General features: G+C 37.3%; 20 protein-coding genes. 8 read left to right on the top strand and 12 right to left on the bottom strand.

The genetic code is table 11. The features are described 5' to 3' along the window. Nucleotides 1–6 precede the first annotated feature (6 nt). From ACSVH6_RS10500 to ACSVH6_RS10490, 3 genes are read left to right on the top strand one after another with little or no spacing between them, the layout of a single operon-like run. Nucleotides 7–228, top strand: coding sequence for a helix-turn-helix domain-containing protein (locus ACSVH6_RS10500; protein WP_438078241.1), 222 nt, complete (start codon nt 7–9; stop codon nt 226–228). Further along, nucleotides 225–1,472 (top strand): DNA cytosine methyltransferase, encoded by a 1,248-nt coding sequence (locus tag ACSVH6_RS10495; RefSeq protein ID WP_438078239.1) that lies wholly within the window; start codon nt 225–227, stop codon nt 1,470–1,472. Before ACSVH6_RS10500 ends, ACSVH6_RS10495 begins: the two co-directional genes overlap by 4 nt. Beyond that, nucleotides 1,472–2,446, top strand: coding sequence for an HNH endonuclease (locus ACSVH6_RS10490; RefSeq protein ID WP_438078237.1), 975 nt, complete (start codon nt 1,472–1,474; stop codon nt 2,444–2,446). The genes ACSVH6_RS10495 and ACSVH6_RS10490 overlap by 1 nt, the downstream gene beginning before the upstream one ends. Before the next feature lie 410 nt (nt 2,447–2,856). On the opposite strand, the gene ACSVH6_RS10485 is transcribed toward ACSVH6_RS10490, so the two are convergent. Then, nucleotides 2,857–3,240: an HU family DNA-binding protein gene (locus tag ACSVH6_RS10485; RefSeq protein WP_438078235.1), complete on the bottom strand. Its 384-nt coding sequence runs from the start codon at nt 3,238–3,240 to the stop codon at nt 2,857–2,859. A 431-nt stretch (nt 3,241–3,671) separates the two neighbouring features. Between ACSVH6_RS10485 and ACSVH6_RS10480 the strand changes: the two genes are divergently transcribed. Further along, entirely contained in the window at nt 3,672–4,199 is a 528-nt protein-coding gene (locus tag ACSVH6_RS10480) for a YybH family protein (RefSeq protein ID WP_438078233.1), read from the top strand. Nucleotides 4,200–4,276: 77 nt separating this feature from the next. Further along, nucleotides 4,277–4,492, top strand: a complete 216-nt coding sequence (locus ACSVH6_RS10475; RefSeq protein ID WP_438078231.1) for a DUF4287 domain-containing protein — start codon at nt 4,277–4,279, stop codon at nt 4,490–4,492. Here the strand turns inward: ACSVH6_RS10475 and ACSVH6_RS10470 are convergent. From ACSVH6_RS10470 to ACSVH6_RS10460, 3 genes are all read right to left on the bottom strand, one after another. Further along, entirely contained in the window at nt 4,487–4,930 is a 444-nt protein-coding gene (locus tag ACSVH6_RS10470; RefSeq protein WP_438078229.1) for a hypothetical protein, read from the bottom strand. The two genes, ACSVH6_RS10475 and ACSVH6_RS10470, sit on opposite strands and share 6 nt — an antisense overlap. Before the next feature lie 333 nt (nt 4,931–5,263). Next, nucleotides 5,264–7,066, bottom strand: coding sequence for a TonB-dependent receptor (locus tag ACSVH6_RS10465; RefSeq protein ID WP_438078227.1), 1,803 nt, complete (start codon nt 7,064–7,066; stop codon nt 5,264–5,266). Between the two features lie 66 nt (nt 7,067–7,132). Beyond that, a complete protein-coding gene (locus ACSVH6_RS10460; protein WP_438078225.1) occupies nt 7,133–10,147 on the bottom strand; it encodes a tetratricopeptide repeat protein in 3,015 nt (1,004 codons plus the stop codon). A 241-nt stretch (nt 10,148–10,388) separates the two neighbouring features. On the opposite strand from ACSVH6_RS10460, the gene ACSVH6_RS10455 reads away from it, so the two are divergent. Continuing rightward, nucleotides 10,389–11,072: a cell division ATP-binding protein FtsE gene (locus tag ACSVH6_RS10455; protein ID WP_438078224.1), complete on the top strand. Its 684-nt coding sequence runs from the start codon at nt 10,389–10,391 to the stop codon at nt 11,070–11,072. Nucleotide 11,073: 1 nt separating this feature from the next. Here ACSVH6_RS10455 and ACSVH6_RS10450 read toward each other — a convergent pair whose 3' ends face one another. After that, nucleotides 11,074–12,192, bottom strand: coding sequence for a hypothetical protein (locus ACSVH6_RS10450; protein WP_438078222.1), 1,119 nt, complete (start codon nt 12,190–12,192; stop codon nt 11,074–11,076). 167 nt (nt 12,193–12,359) lie between these two features. Between ACSVH6_RS10450 and ACSVH6_RS10445 the strand changes: the two genes are divergently transcribed. Beyond that, nucleotides 12,360–13,130: a hypothetical protein gene (locus ACSVH6_RS10445; RefSeq protein WP_438078220.1), complete on the top strand. Its 771-nt coding sequence runs from the start codon at nt 12,360–12,362 to the stop codon at nt 13,128–13,130. A gap of 1 nt (nt 13,131) precedes the next feature. On the opposite strand, the gene ACSVH6_RS10440 is transcribed toward ACSVH6_RS10445, so the two are convergent. From ACSVH6_RS10440 to ACSVH6_RS10430, 3 genes are all read right to left on the bottom strand, one after another. Then, nucleotides 13,132–14,229, bottom strand: coding sequence for a glycosyltransferase family 4 protein (locus ACSVH6_RS10440; protein ID WP_438078218.1), 1,098 nt, complete (start codon nt 14,227–14,229; stop codon nt 13,132–13,134). Next, nucleotides 14,226–14,612, bottom strand: a complete 387-nt coding sequence (locus ACSVH6_RS10435; RefSeq protein ID WP_438078216.1) for a sugar 3,4-ketoisomerase — start codon at nt 14,610–14,612, stop codon at nt 14,226–14,228. Before ACSVH6_RS10435 ends, ACSVH6_RS10440 begins: the two co-directional genes overlap by 4 nt. 98 nt (nt 14,613–14,710) lie before the next feature. Then, a complete protein-coding gene (locus tag ACSVH6_RS10430; protein WP_438078214.1) occupies nt 14,711–15,805 on the bottom strand; it encodes a glycosyltransferase in 1,095 nt (364 codons plus the stop codon). 49 nt (nt 15,806–15,854) lie between these two features. Here ACSVH6_RS10430 and ACSVH6_RS10425 point away from each other — a divergent pair, with 49 nt between their 5' ends. Next, nucleotides 15,855–16,760 carry a glycosyltransferase family 2 protein gene (locus ACSVH6_RS10425; protein ID WP_438078212.1) on the top strand — a complete coding sequence of 302 codons (906 nt, stop codon included), beginning with the start codon at nt 15,855–15,857 and terminating at the stop codon, nt 16,758–16,760. 5 nt (nt 16,761–16,765) lie between these two features. Here the strand turns inward: ACSVH6_RS10425 and ACSVH6_RS10420 are convergent, their stop codons facing one another. The 4 genes from ACSVH6_RS10420 to ACSVH6_RS10405 are packed head-to-tail and all read right to left on the bottom strand — an operon-like array spanning nt 16,766 to nt 21,073. Continuing rightward, nucleotides 16,766–17,518 (bottom strand): acyltransferase, encoded by a 753-nt coding sequence (locus ACSVH6_RS10420; RefSeq protein WP_438078210.1) that lies wholly within the window; start codon nt 17,516–17,518, stop codon nt 16,766–16,768. 5 nt (nt 17,519–17,523) lie between these two features. Next, the gene (locus tag ACSVH6_RS10415) at nt 17,524–18,999 is read right to left on the bottom strand and encodes an oligosaccharide flippase family protein (protein ID WP_438078208.1); all 1,476 of its coding nucleotides are present in this window, start codon (nt 18,997–18,999) and stop codon (nt 17,524–17,526) included. Nucleotides 19,000–19,001: 2 nt separating this feature from the next. After that, on the bottom strand, nt 19,002–20,099 hold the full coding sequence (locus ACSVH6_RS10410) for a DegT/DnrJ/EryC1/StrS family aminotransferase (protein WP_438078206.1): 1,098 nt from the start codon (nt 20,097–20,099) through the stop codon (nt 19,002–19,004). After that, nucleotides 20,096–21,073, bottom strand: a complete 978-nt coding sequence (locus ACSVH6_RS10405) for a GNAT family N-acetyltransferase (protein ID WP_438078204.1) — start codon at nt 21,071–21,073, stop codon at nt 20,096–20,098. Before ACSVH6_RS10405 ends, ACSVH6_RS10410 begins: the two co-directional genes overlap by 4 nt. Nucleotides 21,074–21,125 lie beyond the last annotated feature (52 nt).

Genomic DNA, 21,125 nt, shown 5'->3' with positions numbered 1-21,125 from the left:
AAACACATGAATATTAAAGAAAAAATTGGACAAAAAGTGAAAGAACTAAGAGAAGAAAAAGGCTTCTCTATTGAGCAATTAGCGAATGTTTCAAATGTAGACCGCAACTATATCTCTGATATAGAAAAAGGCAAACGTAACGCTTCTATTGAAATAATTGAAAAAGTTATAAACGGATTGGAAACTGATTTTGCAACATTCTTCAGTGATAAAAGTTTTAAGAAATGAAACCTAAAAAAAATAAAATTGAAGAGCCTATCATTGAGAACTTAACTGTTAACGAACCTCAGTTTAATATTTTTTATGAGGTTGAAGATTGGACAACTAAAAAATTTAGTAATCCTAACGCAACAATAAGAGTTGCCACAATGTTTAGTGGAATTGGATCAATTGAACATGCTTTAAAGCGTTTAAATCTAAAAGAGGAAATTATTTTTGCATGTGACAATGACAAACATGTTAAAGACAGCTATTTTGCCAACTATGAAATTGCTGAAAGCAGTTGGTATGACGATGTGCATAGCATAGATGGTGTAAAATATAAAGACCGTATCGATTTGCTTGTTGGTGGAAGTCCTTGTCAATCCTTCTCTATGGTTGGCAAAAGAAAAGGATTTGATGATACACGTGGAACCCTATTCTATGAATTTGCTAGAGTTGTAAAAGAAAGTCAACCAAAAGTTTTCATTTTTGAAAATGTAAAAGGCCTAGTAAATCATGATAAGGGAAATACCTTTGAAGTAATAAAAGCAACATTTAAAGAATTAGGCTATAACTTCAAGTACCAATTATTAAATTCTAAAAATTTCGGAATTCCTCAACATAGAGAAAGGATATTTGTAGTTGGATTCAAGGATGAATCTATAAATTTTGATTTTCCTGAAGCCATTCCTTTGGAATATAAAATGCAGGACTTCCTAGAAGATTATATTGATAGTAAATACTATTTAAAGGAAAAAGGGATAAAGTTTGTTACCAGTACTAAAAACAGGAATAAAAGATATACACAAATAAACGGCGAGATTGCACTTTGTCAAAAGGCTAATCAACAATTTAATTGGCATGGAGATTTCATTTTTGAAGAAGCAGAAAGTGATTTTAATGACTTTGTTTTTGATGTAAACGAGGTAGAGGAAAAATATTATTTATCTGAAAAGGTGAAAAATTATGTCCTCTCATCAGGGACAAAAACTTTTAAAACTACCGTTGGTACTGATTTAGAAATAGCAAGACCCATCTTACAGTCTATGCATAAAATGCATCGTTCAGGGGTTGATAATTATGTAACTCATAACAAAGGAAAAATTAGAAAATTAACCCCTAGAGAGTGTTTAAGACTAATGGGCTTTAAAGATGATTTCAAACAGGTTGTTAGTGATACACAAATGTATCGTCAAGCTGGAAATAGTATTGTTGTTAACGTTTTTATTGCGTTAATGAAACAAATGGACATAACTAAATTTGCCGAATAATGAATATAGTTCTAGATAATTCTCAATATAAAGTAGTTGATACAAAAGAAAAAATAACTATTGCTGATAGCTTCGTAGTAAGACAAAATAAAATTGGTGGGGGAAATGGAGAAGCTAAACTTTATATAGGTAATGATAACCATGATATTAGAAGTTTCTTTGGCGGTTCAGGATTTTCTATAACATGTTTTTTAATAAAAGAAGACTTATTAAAATATCTAGAAGAAACAAAATCAGAATATTTAAAGCCGGAACAGCCATATGTAAATAAAGATATTTTGCCACAATTGTGGGAACAGAGAAAATCAAAAATAGAAAACCTTCCTGAAAAAATTGAATTTGAAGTTTTTGAACAAACCCAAATTACTGGCCCTCGAATTTATGTGAAATCGAATGATTTAGCATATAATTTAATCAGGGAGTTATCACTTCCAAATATCACATATATCTCTGTTATAAAACTTATTGATGATAGAGGTAAATTAAATTATTATTTTAGGCTATTTGCTGATTATTTTGGTGAAGTCGAACATCCGTATTTAATCGATAGAGAAATTGAAAAAATAGAAGAGAAAGAAGTTAATCTTATAGAAAAAACACAGTTAATTAAAGCACGAATTGGTCAAGGAGAATATAGAAAAAAACTCCTTGAATTTTGTCCATTCTGTCCTTTAACTTTAGTTTCTGATGATAGATTATTAATTGCAAGTCATATCAAACCATGGGCTCATTCTAATGATTTTGAAAAAACTGACCCTAAAAATGGATTTATGTTAACTCCAACATTTGATTATATGTTTGATAGAGGTTTTCTGTCTTTTACAGATGATAAAAAAACAATCTTATCGCCCTTTCTATCCAATATGACCTATTCAAAAATTGGCATTTCTGACAATAAGACAATACCACATCTACCGATAGAAGGTAGAGAAGAGTATTTAAATTATCATAGAAAAGAAATTTTAAAAAAATAAAATCTTTATTACATATTAGTCTTTAAAAAGTTCCATTAATACACATCAAAGTCTCTATTAAACCCCTAAATAGTTTCATGGAACTACTCAGAGAAGTACCAAATTTTGAAATTCCAAAGTTCAAATCCCAAATAAAATCCATAACCCTCCCTTATCTGCGGAACATTTCATACCTTTAGTACACCTAAAACACCCACCATGTTCCTCCAGAAAAATACCGCGCCGGTGCTACTCATTATTGTAACGAGTATCATGGTCTATTCCATCCTACGGGGTAAAAAGCTACGCTATTTGGGATTAAAGTGGCGGCATCACATCGTCACCCCAGCAATGAAAGCCGGTCGGGTGAAATCAAAAATGCAACGGGAATTAAAGAAAACCATGGCTCATTAAGCGTCTGGGCTGTCCCCCTAACGCACCCTTTTAAACACCACTTGCTTTAGTTTCTTTTTTATTTTGGCCGAGGGTTTGTAAACCACTTTAGCGCCTTTGATATTGCTTTTCCCTAAAGCCTCCGGACTTGTTGCTGCTGCACCCTGCAACGTTAACTGAAACGTCCCCAAGGCCTCCATCTTTATAATGCGTCCCTGCTTCAGCGCCTCGCCTATGGCATCTGTCAAAGCGATGATGACGCCATAACAATCCGCCGGAGTCAACGTAGAACTGGCGGAGATGACCTCAGCCAGTGCATTCAAATCCATTACCCCTTGATGAACGGCACAAGGGTAATATTGTATTTCGGGTGGGGAAGCCAAATTGTTTTGTTTGGCCACCATTTTAAAGTGTACTGCCATAAGAATCAAAAGATAAGGATTGTGTTATGCATACCTCAGGACAAAAATTGTGCCTAAACCGTATTATCCTTTTAATTCCCATAGGGCACTTCTACAATTCCCGTACGGAAATGGTTTGCTTTCCGTACAGGAATGAGGTCATTTCCGTACGGAAATTAAAACAACTTTCAGCAGCCTTTACAAACAACATCCGCAGGAACCATTCCATCAGTCCTTATGGTTCTAAAACAAACACCCTACTACTTTGGCGTTCCTTCATAGGATAAAAAACGAATAATCACTCCCGAAAACATAGGAGAAAGGCACTGGGTTTTAATTTATTTTAAAAAAATAGGCACGCATACTAACTGACTTTCAATAAATTGTCCTATCTTTATGATTCCCCAGCCTTGTTTGTTAACCTAAATTAGTAACTATTAAAGAACCAATTTATGAAGAACATTACATTAAAAGGATTTGCATTAGCTTTGATTCTTACCGCTGTTGTGGCTTGTAAACCCAAGAAATCCGACGAAGTAGCTGTAGACAAAGAACAGATTAAAAACGAAATTCAGGCCATGGAAAACAAGATGGCGGAAATGTACAACAACCGCGAACTTATTGGTGAGGACTACTACGCCACAGATGCCACCAGTTTTTCGCAAAACAAACCGCCATTGGTAGGCAAGCTCGAAATTGACAAATCCATCAAAGAAGATTTAGCCAAATTTCAAAAAGGCAATCAGATTGCGTTTGTAGCCAATGAGGTATTTCCTTCAGCTGACGGCAACCAGGTGGTGGAAATAGGCAGTTACCGGGTATCAGACTCTACCAGTACCGCGATTTACACCGGAAACTATATGGCATTGTTTGAAAAAAGAGACGGCACCTATGTGTGTATACGCGATATGGCCGCTTCTGACCGTCCTAAAATAGAAACACAAAAAGAAGAACCTAAAACAGACGAAAAGAAAAAATAATCCCCTCCTGATTCAGGCGGCACAAGCATCTCCACCGAGATGCTTTTTTTTTATCTTTATACTAAATACCAAAGAAAATGAAAAAAGAATATTGGGACGTCTCAGACGAACAAGTCATGGAAAAAACCGGCAAAAAGATTGACGATTGGATTGGTATACTGACCGCTTTTGAGGCCCAAAGCAAAAAATCGAATGAGGTGGTGGCCTATTTGCAAGACGAATACCAAGTGCCGCGGTATTGGGCCCGTACGCTTACGACCCTGTTCCTCAAATCAGACGGCCGAGCCCTATAGGACGGTTTCTATCACATACGGCTTTCCGTTGAGTTCAAAGCTAGAGCCCACGGCATTCCCCATGAGTTTACTCCCCAAAGGCGATTGGGGCGAGAGCGCGTAAACCGTTTTGTCTTCTACGGTAATTTTGGGCAAGGCTGCCGCTATAAAAAGCCACATTCCGTTAGCCTGAACCACGCTGCCCAGCGCCACTTTGTGGTGGGTGACCGCAGCATCAATACGGTCGAGTATGGCTTTCTGCTCCAGAATTTCACGGAGCTTGTGGTTGAGTTTTTCCTGTTCGAGATGCATCATCGACAAGGCCGTTTCGTGCTTATCGCCGGCCGAGCCCTTGGCATCATTCTGTGCGTCTTCCGTCAATCCCGAAATCATGTCCTGAAACACGTCGATACGGTCCTGGAGCATTTCTTTGTAACGATTTACGATGTGGTGTTTCATGTTATAGGTAGCAGATTATACAGATGAGAGATGAGAGACGGATAGATGAGAGACAAATAAGCAGAGATTTGAAAGTTACTACTCTTTGTCTATTATCTTAAAAAAAGACAGATAGATGAGAGACGGATAGATGAGAGACAAATAAACAGATACTACTTTGGTCTATTATCTCTTGGTCTATTATCTATTATCTCTTTGTCTATTATCTTAAAGAAAGACGGATAGATAAGAGACAGATAAGCAGAGATTTGAAAGTTACTACTTGTCTATTATCTCTTGGTCTATCAATCTATTATCTCTTCGTCTTTTATCTCTTCGTCTTTTATCTTTTTTTTAGAAATCAAATTTATAACTGGCGCCTCCCATAATCTGCAAGCCCTGCACCCGATAGTTCAACCAGCGTTGGTAATCCTGATTGGCCAGGTTGTTCCCTTTTAGGAAAAAGGTCATGCGGTCGCTGTATTTGTACCCCACATGTGCGTTCAAATCGAAATAGCTTTTCAGGGTCACCACTTCATCTGCAGCTACGGGGCTTAAAGAAGCCAGGTGCATAAAATCTTTTCGTTCGCCTACAAAGAACAAGCTTGTTCCGGCATACCATTTGGGAGTGATGGTCACATCCAGATTTGCCTTTAGTTGCAACGAGGGTAAATTCCAGGCTTCCTCCTGCACATCGGTGGTATAACTACTGAAAGTTCCGTTCACCCCAAAGGACACATTTTTAGAGAAATCGGCTTTTAATTCTCCAAAGAAACTGATGGTTTTGACAGCATCATAAACCACTTCAAAGGAGTTTCCGTAGTGGTAGCCTTCCGTTCCGGCCAATTGTTCGTAGCCGTTGTTTTTGAAAAGAGCTTTGTTGGCTTCGTTGCCATAAGAACCGCGAAGGTTGTAGCTCACACTGCTGGCCAGTTTTCCTTTGAGTCCGGCATAAATATCATATTTCTGATCGGTTGGAGCTACCCCCAACGTAGGCGATACAAAGAAGTTTTCCTGAACAAAATCATGGTAGGTATTCTGACGCAGCGTGCCTTCCAATCCGGCATAGAAAATCATCAAATCGCCCACCACTTTATAAGAACCCGTCACCTGAGGATAGATAAAGAATTTGCTTTCTCCGCTTTCCTGAGCTGCGCTGTAAAAGAAGCCGGCTCCTATGTTCATGGTCAAATCGTCTTTTTTGATTTTAATGCTGGGTTGAAATCCAAAGTTGGTATACCCATATTTATAGGAAGGTCCGCCTAAGTAAGTTTGGTCAAAAGAACCACCGAGGTAATCCACGACAAAGTCGGCTTTGATCTTTTGATCCACCAAATCAAACTGTAAGGAAGGCTTGGCTACGAAGCGGTTCTCGGCCGAACCGTAAGCGTCCCAAAAACGACTGAAGCGGACGCTGCTTTCTTTTAAAATGCTTTCGCCCAAGTTCAATCGGCCGCCAACATAGAGGGTGTGATAGGTTTGGCGCTCATTAATCCCGTCAATGGTAGCATCGTCCAAAGTCCCCGGGAAAACGCCATACCAGTTGTACACCTGATGCTGATAGCCTAAATCGGCATTCCAGGTCATGGCCTTGGTGCGGCTGCCATAGGTTAAATCCAATGACGTGTTAGAAAATTTATCGTCGAGTGCTACTTCTTTAATCCCGCCCTGAGAGGAAAGGTGACGCAACATACCGCCAAAATAATCAGTATTGCTCACGTTTTCGGTTACAAACAATTCCGCATTGACCGTACCGTAGTTTCCGGCGGCCAAGGTCATGTAGTTGCTGAAGATTTTCTCTGCCGGTTCTTTATCAACATTGGCAGCTTTTCCTTTGGCCGGAGTAAACGTTGACGCTACCGGAAAGGAAAAAATGTTATACTGAATGTTCTCTTTTTTGGAGGTATCATCATCGTCCAGTGAAGGTGTTTCTTTTACCTTAAACGCATCAGAAATAGTGGGTGTATAAGGTTTCACCACGTTTACCACCTCTGTCCCAATGTTGTCGTCTTTTTTTTGGGCAAGAGTAATGGAACTCATCAGTAAAAGACCAATAGATAATAGACGGATAGATGAGAGACGGATTAATGGCAGATTAAACTCTTTGAAATCTGAAGAGAATGGATTACTGCCTGATATATTCTTTTTATTATTCATATTTATTAGTTTAAAGTGTTTTGAAAAGACATGGTCGCCTTTTGAAATTCTTCTATTGTCTTTGAACTATTTCTCTATTGAGGAATTCGTTTTAGAAATTTCACCTTTAATCGCATTCAGCTCGGTTTGTGCTTCGGCGACTACATCAGTATACGTCGCAAAGTTTTTAATCACACTGTCCAAGATAGAAGTGGCACTAAAATTGTCTTTCATCTGGTAATAGTTTTTAGCCATCACAATTAAGCTTTTGGCACCAAAATATTTATACCCTGAATAGTCTTTGGCCAGTTTCTGAACGGTTTTGTTTGACTCTTCATACTTTCCGTCTTTATTTTTGAAATACGCATCATAATACAAGGCTTCAGCAGCCAACTCTCCTTTGGCAATGGTGAGCAACTTGGCATAAGCGGTACGGGCTTTGGCTTCATCATTCACCTGGATGGCTGCACGGGCTACTATGATTTGTGCATCACTTTTGATTTTGTTGTCGGTTTTCGGATTAGCCAATACCTTATCGGCATACACTACCGCATTGGCATAGTCTTTTTGGTCGTAATAGGCACGCATCAAATTGGCTTGGGCAAAGGTTACGTTTTGCGGAAACTCTGCTTCGGTTTCCAAGCGTTGCAATACCGGAATGGCTTTGGCATAATCGTCTTTTTTCAAATGGATTTCGCACAAGCGGGCCAACGACTGTTCGGTAAACTCATTGCGCGGCTTGCTGATGACATACTCATAATTGGCCACGGCATTGCTTTCCAAACCGTCAGCATAATACGATTGTGCCAAATAGAAGTTTGCCTTCAAAGCATGAATGCCGTTAGGGAATTTGGACACATAGCTGCTCAGTCCTGAAATGGCCTGTTTGGTATTGTTTTGCAGGTATTGCTTTTCAGCAGCTTCATAGGTATCGTTATCCAAATCGGCATCAGAAACCTCAACAAAGTCGAGTGTTCTGACCCAAGAAGCATATTCATCTACTTTCCCGTTGTCCATGTAAATCAGACGTGCGGTTGAAACTGCTTCCAAGGCTTCGGGCGTTCTCGGATATTCAGAAGCTACTTTTTTGAATTTGGCAATGGCCTGCTCGTCTTTTTGTGCATTGTAATACACCAATCCCTGACGCAACACAGCTTTGGCTGAGAAAGCTCCGTTTTTGAATTCACTCAATAACTGGTCGTATGTCTTTATAGCCAAATCGGTTTTGTTTTCCGTCACGTAGGTATTCCCCAATTCAAACAAAGCGTCATCGCGGTATTGTGATGTTTTAAAGTTGGTAAGGAACTTATTGAAATCATCAATCTTTTTGTCATTTCGGCTCACAAAACCATAGCTCAGTGCTTTTTGGAAGGCTGCATAATCGGCATCAATACCTTTCATTTCAATGGCTTTGTTGTAGGCATCCATCGCCGGCCAGTATTTTGACGAAACAAAACGGCTGTCTCCCAAACGCAAATACGCATCGTTCAAACGCACTTTGTCGTCTTTATTCCCTTCAATAAAACTTTGGAAATAATTGCCGGCCTGGTCGTACTCTTTTTGTTTGAAATAAGCGTAAGCAATGTTGTAGTTAATGTTTTTATATTCCGGAGTATTCTTTGCTTCAGCATAGCCTACAAACTGTTTGAAGCTCAACAAAGCCTCGTTGAAATTGTCCAGTCCGTACTCTGTTTCTCCTTTCCAGAAGGTAGCTCTGGCGGTGAACTTTTCGTTTCGCGGTGTGGCGATGGATTTCTTAAACATACTTAACGCCTCCTGATAACTGCCATCGGTATACAACTCGATACCGCGGTAGAAGGTCACTTTTTGATACGCTACTTTATTCTCCGCCGAATTGTTTTTTTCCAATAACGTCAGGGCGTCTTTATAGTTTTTAGACGTGATGTACGAATTGATGAGCAGGGTCTCAATTTCATTCTTGCTTGGAGAGTTCGGGTATTTATTCAAAAACGAAGCCAATACGTCCGGCACCGACTGATAGGAGTTCCCTATTTCGTAGCTGAGTTTGGCATAATTCAGATGCGCATCTTCCTGGATTTTTTTATCAAAATCCATTTCGGAAGCACTTTTGAACGCATTCAAAGCTTGTTGTTTTTTATCGGTTTTGAAATAGCATTCCCCTAAGTGGTAGTAGCCGTTTTGCGCCACAAAGTCGTTACCATCAATGATTTTATTGAACTGTAAAATGGCATTTTCATAGTCTTTTTGTTGGTAGTAAGCATACCCCAATTGGTAGAAATCGGTGTTGTTCCACTTCCCTTTTTTACCGCGATATTCTTTTAAATACGGTAGAGCCTTATCATATTGCTGCAGGTTGAAATAACTTTCTCCGATGATTTTGTTCAACTCTGACTTCTCAGCTGCCGTGGATTGTGGCATGGCCGCGACTCCTGAATCAATCGCTTTTTGGAATTCGCCCAGCTTGAAGTGCATATCCGCCTGAAAATAAGACAATTTATCTTTGTACTTCTCATCGTCAGAGATTTGTTCAAAATACTTATTGGCTTCCTGATAATTATCGCCTTCATACGACATCATCCCCAGATAGTACTTGGCCTGAGAACCGTATTCTTTGGAATTGGCCACTTTGTTGAAGTAGTTGGTTGCTTCCTTTTTGTTTCCGGCTGTATAGTAGGCATAGCCTTTTTGAAAAGTGAATTTTTCAGATTGCTCATAGGTCAGGGCGCTCTCGTCTACTTTGTCAAAGTACTGCATGGCCTGCGGGTATTTTCCCTGTTCAAAATAGTACTGTGCCACTTCAATGTAGGCCTGATTTTGTTTGGAACTGGTAGGATAGTCTGCCACAAATTGCTCCATCAGTTCATCGGCATTATTCTGATTGAGATGAATGGCGCAATTGGCAACATAGTATGCGCAATCCGCCTGAACATCCTGGTCTTTATTGTTTTGTTTAACTTTTTCAAAGAGAATTTGAGCCGATTGGTATTGTTTGTCCTTGTACAACAGCAGTGCGTTGTCAAAGTCGGATAAAGGGTTAGTGTAAATAGCCGACTGTTGTCCGTAAACCCTTGAAATTCCTGTTAGCAACAACAGAAATAATAACATTGAAACTCTACGCATAGTTTTTATCTTTTACTTTTTCAAAAATAGTATCCTAATACCTATAACGTGAAAACTGCCTCTTTTATTATAAACATTGTTGTAAACAATTTTTTTTGAGATGAGAGATAAAAAGATGAGAGACGAAAAGATGAGAGCTGATAGACGTCTTTCGCTCTTTCCTTTCAAGACTGAATTTTAAAAATATATTTTGAATACAAACCTTATCTTTATTACTTTTACCCAATAAACCCAACAACTCATGTCACAAACAGTTTTATCGCTAAAAAACGTAACGATTTATCAGGAAAACAGAGTGATTTTATCTCAGGTTAACCTTGAAGTTCAGGAAGGAGAATTCCTTTATATCATTGGTAAAACCGGTACCGGAAAAAGTAGTTTTATGAAAACACTTTACGCCGATTTGCCGCTGACGGTAGGCGAAGGAACCATCGTGGGCTATGATTTGGCTCATCTGAAGGAAAATGACATTCCGTTTTTGAGAAGAAAACTTGGTATTGTATTTCAGGATTTCCTTTTGTTACCCGACAGAAGTGTGAATGAAAACATGTTGTTTGTACTCAAAGCCACCGGCTGGACAGACATGGCCGAAATGCAAAACAAAATCATTGATGTTTTGGAAAAAGTGGGATTAAAAGGTATTGCGAACAAAATGCCGCACCAGCTTTCGGGTGGAGAGCAGCAGCGCGTGGCTATTGCCCGGGCTTTGTTGAACGACCCGGAACTGATTTTGGCCGATGAACCTACCGGAAACTTAGACCCGCAAACCAGTGCGGAAGTATTGGCTGTTTTGAAAAAAATCAACGAGAACGGGAAAACGGTAATTATGGCCACCCACGACTACGCCGTGATTATGAAATTCCCGGCCAAAACGCTGAAGTGCGAAGACAATACTATTTTTGAAGTGGTCCAAAAAACCGTTTAAGCTAACCATTTGCTATCAATTTGCTGAGTGTATCAGCGTTTTTAGCATCATTTAAAACTCTTGCCAAAACCATATTTCGTTTATCATTATCCTGATACGGACGGTTTTTCAGTTCGTTTATTTTGAAGATGAAATCAGCCTCTGTTGTCGCTTGTTCACAAAGAGTAAGAATGTCTTTGTCATCTACCATATTTTCGTTTACGAGACAAAACCGGCTTTTAAAAAGCGAGTTGACCAATTTCAGTTTGGTGCCCGATTGCTGAAAAGACAGCAACACATTGATGTGTGCATTAGCCAACATTGATTCGAGATGGTCTTCGTTTTTGAGGGTAACAAAAGTTATGTTTTGATCGTTTTTCAGTTGTTGTTCTACAAAATCTTTTCCGTTTGAAGAAGCAATAACCAATTGGTAATCGGGAATTTTTTGAAAAAGCCGAATCAAAAACTGCGCGGCTTTTTTATTGTCCGGCAATCGTAAATCGCCGTGATACAAGGCATAATCGCCTTTTTCCGAAAAGGATTTTACATGCACATTTCCGTGAAAAACAGGAATATAAACAACGTTATCCGCCCATTTTTTCACCTGTTCATTTTCATAAACCGAAAGCGTAAAAACCTGCTCAAAATGACTCAATTGTCTTTCGTACTTTCTGTATTTCCGCGATTCGAAATAATACATGATTTTCTTCAGCCAATTGGTTTCACTGCGCGACATACCCGCGTAAAAATTGGATTCCAGATTGTGCATCCGGAGGTACATGTTACAGTTAAGTTCCGTTTGATGCAACAGCATGGTTGACTGCAGGCCTTCGAATAAAACAGGCGCTTCAACAGCCTTGATATTCCGGACCAAACTTTGACAAAATCGGGATTTAACGCCAAACGGATAGGAGGAGAAAAGGAATAACGGGTTTCTGTTTTTTTTATACAAATGAACCGATTTGGTGATGGCTTTCAGTTCATCGGAAACGGTATTACGGTCCTGATAAAAACAGTGCAAATAAATATCAAACCCCAACTCATGTAAACTTTTAAGCTTGTAAAACACATCTATAACTCCACCGTAATTGGGCGGATACGGATTATCAAAGCTTATGATATGTAGCGGTTTGTTGGACATAAAAGGCTAACAAAAGTAACATATTTTTGATGTTCCGGCGAAATTAAATTACTTTTGAAATAAATAAATACACTATGCTTAAAAAAACAATAACCTATTTTCTGAAGAAATATTTTTATAAACTTAAGCTTAGTTCTCAACTATCATGTTCGACCCAAATTCAACAAGTGAAATTGTTTCATTATTACAAAGATTGCCAACGCAACTCTGTTTTACCTCAATTTAATGAAACCGGATTTAAAGTTTTTTCACAGTTTGAAGAAGATGGCAAGCTGCTATATATATTTTCACTTATCGGGATGGGAACCAAAACCTTTGTCGATTTGGGTTCGAATGATTGTGTAAACAGCAATTGTGCTAATTTGGCAGTACATTTTAACTGGAAAGGTCTGTTTGTGGACGGTGACAAAAAACTGTTGGAAATAGGACAACGCTTTTATAAAAAAACACCCGATACCTGGAGTTATAAACCCCAATTTGCGGCTTGTTTTTTGACCAAAGACAATGTGAACCAACTCTTGAAAAGTCACGGTTTTGAAGGGGAAATCGATTTTTTATCCATAGATATTGACGGCAACGATTACTGGATTTGGGAAGCGTTGGATGTTATTCAACCCAGAGTGGTCATGATTGAAAGTCAGGTCGTCTTTGGGGTACAAAATCTGGTGGTACCCTATCAGGCAGACTTTAAGGGAGATGTAACAAACAACTACTATTATGGTGCTTCCGGTTTGGCTTTGCAAAAATTAGGAAAGAAAAAAGGATATCGCTTGATTGGTGCTAACGAATACGGAAACAATTTATTTTTTATAAAAAACGGATTGGCAGAGAAAGACTTGCCTGAAATTAGTATAGAGACCACTTTACAGCACCCTTTTGCCACTGAAAAATTCGAATGTTTTGAAATGATAAAACACAAAGATTTCTTAGCATTCTAAATCATTTCAAAAATTGCTGAAAAAACTCATGCCATTGGTTCATCACAAAGTCCAAGGAATATTTAGCTTTCATCTTTAGGGCATTTGCTCCTACTTTCTGTCTCAACTCTAAACTATCCATAAGAAGTATTAGCTGATTAGCATAGGCAACGATGTTATCATCTTCAATCAGAAAGCCGTTTTCTTTATCTTTAATTAAAGCCCTTGGACCTACCGGGCAATCAAATGCAACAACCGGTAAGCCACAACACATCGCCTCTAAAACTACCATAGCAAAGGCCTCAGACCTGGAAGTCATTGCATAGATAGAAGCATCACTATATTTTTCTTCTATATTTTTTACCGGGGTTAAAAAGCGGACAGAATGTTCAATATTCAAATTTTCAGCTACTTTTTCCAGAGGTAAACCATCTGAAGTTTTACCGTAAATTTCCAATACCCAATCTGGGTGCTTTACAATTACCAATTGCCAAATACGCAACAATCGATCTAACCCTTTTTCATAGGAGTAGCGAGCGGCTGCTATCACTTTTTTTGATTCTAAATCAGGTAGCGAAATGTTGTTTACAACAATAGGATTAGGAATTACTATTCCTTTATCAGCATTCCATTCAGCCAAAGCATCTTGCGATAGTGTGACGAGAGCTTCAAATTTCCGAATACTGTAATTCCTGAAGAAGTATTTTGATTGGTGTAACAAACGGTTAAACCAATTATTTTTATATGCAACAGGCTCATTGAACTTTGACGCATGCACTTCAAACACAACCGGCTTTGCTGTTTTGATTACAAAAGGAAACAGAAAAGCTTTCCATCCGAAATCACAAAGTACAACAATTTCGGGATTAACCACCTTAATTAGGCGTTCTATTTGCTTTTTGTATTGGTATAAAAAAGCAACGGGATTGCCTTTTAAAACAATATTGTGGTGTTGAATATTGGGATGATAATCATAAAAAACATCTTTCCCTCCATCATTCTGTGTCACAATATGGATAGTGTAATTATGCTGCCGGATAAGATAATCCGTTTTTATTGACAATACTTTTGCTACACCTCCAGCATCGTTAATTTTTGGGGTTATATAAAGAATTTTCATTTTTTAGACGCCAAAAAATCGTCATAGTTTCTTATGTAATCTTCCTCTTTAAATACATCTGATGACAATACCAAACAAACCGCATTTGAGGAAAATTTTTGAAGTTCGCGCCAAATTCCGGTTTCAATCAACAAGCCTACATTCGGTTTGTCCAACACATAGGAAGATCTTTGAACTCCATCATCCAGAATCACTTCAAAACTTCCGCTTAATGGGATTAAAAATTCTTGTTGATGAATATGCGAATGACCTCCACGAAACGAATTAGAAGGTACATCATAAAGGTAATAAACCCGTTTAAATTCAAAAGGGACTGTGTCATTTTGAATAAATGCTAAATTTCCTGACACATCTTCAACTATAGGAATGTTAATTAATCTCATTTATAAATTGGATATTTTTTAGTGCGTAAAAATACTATATAGATTTCTATCTTTTCAAAAACTTAATCTTTTAATTTGAGTAAGAAAGGGTTGAATCCCTATTTTATGTTCATCAGATCCATCCATTGTTTTCCTATGGTTTCGATTAAAAACGGATTGCAACTTTCTCTGCTGTTTTGTTTACACAATTCATAAAAAGCCTCATCATTAATCATTCTGTTCATGGCATTAATCAGTTCAGTCCAGTTTTGATTTTCAACTAAAATACCATTTTTACCATTAAGCATTTCCTTTGGCCCCGAAGGGCAATCAAATGACACTACAGGTGTTTGAACAGCTAATGCTTCCATGATTACATTAGGGAAACCTTCGTTTTGGCTTGATAGGACCAAAAATTTTGCCTTAGCAAGATACTTAAACGGATTGTCTTGGTAACCCAATAAATGAACCCATTTTGAAGCCTTAGCTGCTGTGATTATACTCTCCAAATTTGCAACATTCCCATCACCTAAAATTACCAAATGAATATTCTTTTGGGGTAAATCGGACAGAGCATAATTGGTAATGAGTTTATCAAATTGCTTTAATGGGTTCTCAAACTGCCCGACGGCTATGATATACTCATAATCCAAATCAATAGATTCCTCTTTTTTGGCATCGATCTCAATAATATCAATTGGATTTAAAATTGTAACTACATTTTTAAGTTGATGCTTAGACTGTATTCGAGATTTTATTTGATTGCTTACCGCAACAATGCTGTAAGAATGATTGTATATCAGTCTGGTCAACCAAGACCAATTGGGCATATAATGGTCAATCAGATAACTATGAACTGTGAAGATTGTTTTGGTATTGTAAATACACCGAGCCAAAATAAGCTCCTGTAATGGTTTTATCCGGAAACGAAAATCAATGATATAATCAAATTGATTTTCGTTTAAATATCTTTTCAAAACCCGCATGCGGTTGACTCTATTGAATAAGCTGTTACCATATTTCTTGAGTAATCCTAAATTAACCAGTTTTCCTGCATAGGGATAAGTTACCTGATCGATAACAATAAGGTTATGCACCTCTATTCCTTGTTTTTCAAAAAAGAGGGAAAGCCTTGCCATCACCCTGTCACTACCTCCGGAACTTAGTCGATATCCTATTAAGGCAATTTTAAATTTTTTGTGTTGTTCAATCATTTTTGAATCCCTACTTTTATTGCCAAATATAAATCGTTTTGTTTCATTTATGGAAAAATTTCCACTAATTAGTGTTGTTTGTTTATGTTATAATCATGCTGAATTTATAGTAGAAAGTCTCGATTCAGTACTCTCACAACACTATAGTTCTATCGAAATCATTATAATTGATGATTGTAGTACGGACAATTCAGTTTCTGTAATTGAAACATGGCTGCTTGATAAACCAGAGATTACATTTATCAAAAATTCCCAAAACTTAGGAAATACTAAAGCCTTCAATCTGGGGTTGAAAATAGCCAAAGGAGACTACCTTATCGATTTTGCGACAGATGATATTTTACTGCCAAACTGTATTACAAAACAAGTTGAGAAATTTTTGAGCAGTACAAATAAAAATCTGGGGATTGTATATGCAAATGCTTCACTTATAGACGAAAAAGGGAATTTCATAGAACCTTTTTTTAAAGTAGACAGAAACGGAAAAGTATTGCATAAAAGAGAAAGCAGTGATGAGTATTTAAGAATCATCACCGGTGGTCACGAAGCTTTATGCTCAGTCACAGCCATGGTAAAAAAAGAAGTTTATGAAAAGCTAAATGGGTATGATGAAAATTTGGCTTATGAAGATCTTGATTTCTGGATCAGAGCCTCACGCATTTACCAGATTGATTTTATTGACGAGATTCTATTTCAAAAAAGAGTACTTCAGAATTCTCTAGGCACTAATTTTCACAGAAAGAAAAGTCCTTTATCCAGAAAAATAAACCTATCGACCTACCTCATCATTAAAAAGGTTTATTGTTTAAACAGAACCAGAGAAGAGGATAAAGCCATTTTAAAGCGGATTCACTACGAAATGATTTTAAATTTTAAAAATGCTTATTACTGGCTCGTTTTAAAACTTATAGTTATTGAATTAAAGATAAGACTGCGATTGCTTTATAAATATTGAACACTCTATACAATAAGCCACTGATTCAAATGAGGGATTTCTTCCTCCCAATCTCTGCAAATATTATTTTTCAACAATTTCGCCGGTACGCCTCCTATAAGAATATTTTTTCCTAGTGGTGTATAATCTTTATTACACAAACTACTTGAGGCAATTGAGCAATACATAGGAGTCACAGTATCTTTCATAATCGTAATTCTATTCCCAAAATAATTAAAGCTCCCTAAAACAATAGCTGATACCATTGGAAATTTGTCTTTTGATACTGTATCAATCATCTGATGTATTGTTGAATCAATCAACTGAGATTCAAAGCCTATCCGGCAATAATCTCCCAAAGTAATTTTATAATAACAAATAATTTTACCTGAGTTTCCTAATGAGGACATGTGTCCCATCTCTAAAACAGCGCTTTTAGCTACATAAACAAAGAAATCTTTACCAAACTGAATATGTCCCCTACAAACGAAAGTTCCTTCCAAAAACAGCTCAGCAGTTCTCTTAGATTGTGTAATAATCTCGTAGGGCTGGCCAAAACCAATCATTCCTGATTTAATTGGCGCTTCTATAATTATTGTACCGCTGATATTACTAAGTTTTACTTTCCCATAAAAATAGACCGGCATTTTTTTTGCTGTTGGAAAAGGAAACATTTTAAAATTAAAGTAAATGGTTTTAATCCAATTTATTTTGGTTAAAAATTTTACTCTTCGGTAACATTTGCCCAAATATCTGTATGTTTCTTTAAATATATTCATTCTCTTTAGTCTTTCTTTTGTTGTAAGACAGCAATAATATCAACTTTATTGTTGATTTTAATTATTGAAAACAAGCTTGAAATCAGAATCATTCCCACCGATAAAACTGTATTCCACATCTCATTTTCTATCATTCTAAATAAAAATGTGATTGCACAAAACAGTACACAAACTACAAAAATGCCTATAAATTCTTTATTAAAAGTAAAATTGTATTTTTTATAAACTATAGCTGCCAATACCATTAAATGCAGAAAATAATACCCTGTAAAAGCAATTCCTAACCCTGACAATCCATACCATTTATAGCCAAATATACTCAGGAAAAAATACAATGAATTAAATCCCACAGCAGTTTTCATGAAAAGCCTTGATTCAGCCTTAGCTAAAAGAACATATCCCATAGAAAACGAAACAACCCTGAATAACATTCCAAAAACACCAATAGAAACCATTGTAGCAATGACTTTAAACTTAGCAGAAAACAATACTTGCAGTATCATACCAGAGAACGAAAAAAACACTAATATTATGGGGGTTATAATCAAAACACCTATCAAAGCTTGTTGCAAAATGGCCTCTTTTACTTTTTTATTATCATGACTAATTGCAGCTAATCTCGGAAAATAATCTGTACTCATAGCAACAAACAATACACCCACATAAGAATTCAACAATGTAAAGCCTGCATTATAATAACCTACAACCTCTATTCCTGCGTTTTTAGCCAAGTATATTTGAATTAAATAAGAAGCCAAAAGAGTGAGTATCCCGGTAAAAGTAAGCGCCACTCCCAATTTCAAGATACTTTTCGCTTCTTTCATAAAACTATCATTCTTCAGACTTACTTTTTTGATTTTAATTTGTTTAGTATACACAAAGGCAAAAACCATTGAAAAGAAATAAGCGAGTATAATACCAGGTACTATAGCGTCTATTTTGAAGTAAAAGTAAAGCGGTACAGAAAACAACAAACCCACTAAACTACCATAAAAATTAGCATACGCTAATAATTTGAGTTTTCTCAATCCCTGAAGGACTACGATTTCAGCTGACATTAATTGTTTAAAAAATAATGTTATGGAAATAAAAGCAAAAGAGTACGTATAATTAGGATTTCCAAACGTGATTATACTCAACCACTTTGAGAATACAATTCCCAAAATCATTCCTAAAAGACCGGTTACTAATGCTAATTTCCTAATAATTGAAATTTGTCTATCGACGGTGGTACTGTCTTCATGTTCATAGTTTGATGAAACATGTTTTACACCACTCACTTCCAGTCCAAAGCCACTAATTCCTGAAATAACATTCAGTGTTGCATTTAACAATGATGCAACACCAAAACCAACCGGACCAATCAGCACCGATATTAGCTTTGATTTTATAACCGATATGATAATAGAAATCACCTGTATACTCCCAAATAGTGAAGTAGTTTTAAGGATTTGCTGATATGTTTTTTTACTTTCTGACAAACTTAATATTTATTTAAAGTTTCAATCACAAAGTCTACTTCCTCTTTACTCATAACGGAACTCATAGGAAGACTTACTACTTCCTCATGAATCGTTTCGGTAATGGGGAAAGAAAGCAAATTCCAATGAGGTAACGCCTGTTGCCGGTGAGGAGGAACAGGATAGTGAATCAACGTCTCCACTTGATTTCGTTTCATGTAATCCTCTAATTCGGCTCTGTTCTTGGTTTGAATTACAAACAAATGGAACACATGATCTTCCGAATGAGACCAATACGGTAACTTAATTTTAGGGTTTTTAACTTCACTCGTATAGCGTGCCGCAATGGCTTTACGTGCCGCATTTTCCGAATCCAAATGAGGTAATTTGACATTCAAGAAAGCGGCCTGCATCTCATCCAGACGAGAATTCACTCCGATGTATTTGTTGTGATACTTCTTATCCGAACCGTAATTTCTGAGTGAAAAAATCATTTGGGCCAAGTCGGCATCACTGGTTGTGACAGCACCGGCATCACCCAAAGCTCCCAGGTTTTTTCCGGGATAAAAACTAAAGCCTGCGGCATTGCCCCAGTTTCCGGCTTTTTTATTTCCTATGGCAGCACCATGCGCCTGCGCGGCATCTTCTATCACCAGCAAATTGTGTTCTCCCGCTATGCTGTTTATGGCTTCCATTTCGGCCAGTTGTCCGTATAAATGCACGGCTAAGATGGCTTTGGTTTTGGAGGTTATTTTTTCTGAAATCAAATTGGGATTAATGTTGTACGTTTCCGCTTTGGGTTCCACCAAGACCGGAACAAGATCAGCCTGTAAAACCGCCAATATACTGGCAATATAGGTATTGGCCGGCACGATAACCTCATCCCCTTTTTGAAGCTTTCCAAGTTCGATATAAGCCTTAAAAATCAACACTAAAGCATCCAAACCATTTCCCACTCCGATACAGTGTTTGGTTCCGCAGTATTTGGCAAAGTCCCTCTCAAAGGTTTTGACCTCATCGCCTAAAACAAACCATCCCTTTTCCAAAATCAACTGCAGCTTTTTTTGAAACTGGTCCTGATACTGAATGTTTATCTTTTGTAAATCTAAAAACTTTATCATATCAAAACGTTTTCTAAAAGTGTATGCTTGGCGGTTTTAATGTTGTAAAAATCCTGAACTGTAGTTTTAGCACCAAAACTCTCTTTCCAATATAGTATTCCTTTATTGATATTTTTTCCTTTGTTCTCGTGTGACGGGCCAAAATCAAAATAATCTTTGTCCTGATACACTTCGGTAATCAAATAATGGTACAGAAAATCTAAACTACCCAATTCATTATCTTTATCTGTACCCGAAACATATTGGAGATGAGCCACATTTTTATTGATGAAGACCGTTACCCCCCCTACAATTTCATCCTGATGAAGAACATTGAACTGTTTGATATTATCCGGAAATTTTTCTTTCAGGTAACAAATTTCCTCAAGACTATGAACCGGAGCGGCATTGTACTTATTCTTAAGATTCGGAATCAACAAATCATTCCAAAAAACTTCAAAATCATTTGCTTCCCGAACCTTTAAATCATTGCTTTTGGCTCTTGCAATGCCTCTTTTTCGTATTCTGGAAATCGAATGCTTTTTGGTTAATTCTATAACCGACAGGCAATCTCTACGGATTAATTCCGCATTAACCAAAAACAAAGCATATTCTATTTCTTCGGCAAAACAACTGTTATAAAAGCCGGGAATCAATTTTAACCGCAGGGTCTCAATTTCATTTACATGCAAAAAACGTAATGTCTGCCTAACCACCTCCAAAGCCTCTCCTAACCTTACATCCTCATTAAGAACAAACCCACCGTACGTTAGTCCCCAATGTGAAAAAACAGTCCCGTTCTCGATGTGAGCGGGAAGAACGGCAATTAGTTGTTCTTCTTCAAAAACAAGTAGGGAGAAATCCTGAAATCGATCAGCATGGTAGTCCATAAAATCGCGGTGAAACAGGAAGGTAGCGTTTTTAGCCTGGCCAATAAAAGCATTCCAAAGCGCGGTATCACGAGACTCGAAACGTCTGACAGTATAGTTTTTCACGGGTTTTGTTTAAACATTGGAAAATTAAACATTTATTTTTAAATACCTTAAT

It is taken from the genome of Flavobacterium sp. XGLA_31, from assembly GCF_051547105.1.
Lineage (GTDB): Bacteria > Bacteroidota > Bacteroidia > Flavobacteriales > Flavobacteriaceae > Flavobacterium.
This window is presented reverse-complemented; position numbering and strand designations above follow the sequence as displayed.

What these genes read in the sequence shown, in the direction of transcription:
- ACSVH6_RS10490 (WP_438078237.1), top strand. Translation starts at nt 1,472, where the DNA reads ATGAATATAGTTCTAGATAATTCTCAATATAAAGTAGTTGATACAAAA.
- ACSVH6_RS10430 (WP_438078214.1), bottom strand. Translation starts at nt 15,805, where the DNA reads ATGATTGAACAACACAAAAAATTTAAAATTGCCTTAATAGGATATCGA.
- ACSVH6_RS10460 (WP_438078225.1), bottom strand. Translation starts at nt 10,147, where the DNA reads ATGCGTAGAGTTTCAATGTTATTATTTCTGTTGTTGCTAACAGGAATT.
- ACSVH6_RS10440 (WP_438078218.1), bottom strand. Translation starts at nt 14,229, where the DNA reads ATGAAAATTCTTTATATAACCCCAAAAATTAACGATGCTGGAGGTGTA.
- ACSVH6_RS10455 (WP_438078224.1), top strand. Translation starts at nt 10,389, where the DNA reads ATGTCACAAACAGTTTTATCGCTAAAAAACGTAACGATTTATCAGGAA.
- ACSVH6_RS10485 (WP_438078235.1), bottom strand. Translation starts at nt 3,240, where the DNA reads ATGGCAGTACACTTTAAAATGGTGGCCAAACAAAACAATTTGGCTTCC.
- ACSVH6_RS10420 (WP_438078210.1), bottom strand. Translation starts at nt 17,518, where the DNA reads ATGAATATATTTAAAGAAACATACAGATATTTGGGCAAATGTTACCGA.
- ACSVH6_RS10475 (WP_438078231.1), top strand. Translation starts at nt 4,277, where the DNA reads ATGAAAAAAGAATATTGGGACGTCTCAGACGAACAAGTCATGGAAAAA.
- ACSVH6_RS10470 (WP_438078229.1), bottom strand. Translation starts at nt 4,930, where the DNA reads ATGAAACACCACATCGTAAATCGTTACAAAGAAATGCTCCAGGACCGT.
- ACSVH6_RS10410 (WP_438078206.1), bottom strand. Translation starts at nt 20,099, where the DNA reads ATGATAAAGTTTTTAGATTTACAAAAGATAAACATTCAGTATCAGGAC.
- ACSVH6_RS10450 (WP_438078222.1), bottom strand. Translation starts at nt 12,192, where the DNA reads ATGTCCAACAAACCGCTACATATCATAAGCTTTGATAATCCGTATCCG.
- ACSVH6_RS10495 (WP_438078239.1), top strand. Translation starts at nt 225, where the DNA reads ATGAAACCTAAAAAAAATAAAATTGAAGAGCCTATCATTGAGAACTTA.
- ACSVH6_RS10425 (WP_438078212.1), top strand. Translation starts at nt 15,855, where the DNA reads ATGGAAAAATTTCCACTAATTAGTGTTGTTTGTTTATGTTATAATCAT.
- ACSVH6_RS10465 (WP_438078227.1), bottom strand. Translation starts at nt 7,066, where the DNA reads ATGAATAATAAAAAGAATATATCAGGCAGTAATCCATTCTCTTCAGAT.
- ACSVH6_RS10500 (WP_438078241.1), top strand. Translation starts at nt 7, where the DNA reads ATGAATATTAAAGAAAAAATTGGACAAAAAGTGAAAGAACTAAGAGAA.
- ACSVH6_RS10435 (WP_438078216.1), bottom strand. Translation starts at nt 14,612, where the DNA reads ATGAGATTAATTAACATTCCTATAGTTGAAGATGTGTCAGGAAATTTA.
- ACSVH6_RS10480 (WP_438078233.1), top strand. Translation starts at nt 3,672, where the DNA reads ATGAAGAACATTACATTAAAAGGATTTGCATTAGCTTTGATTCTTACC.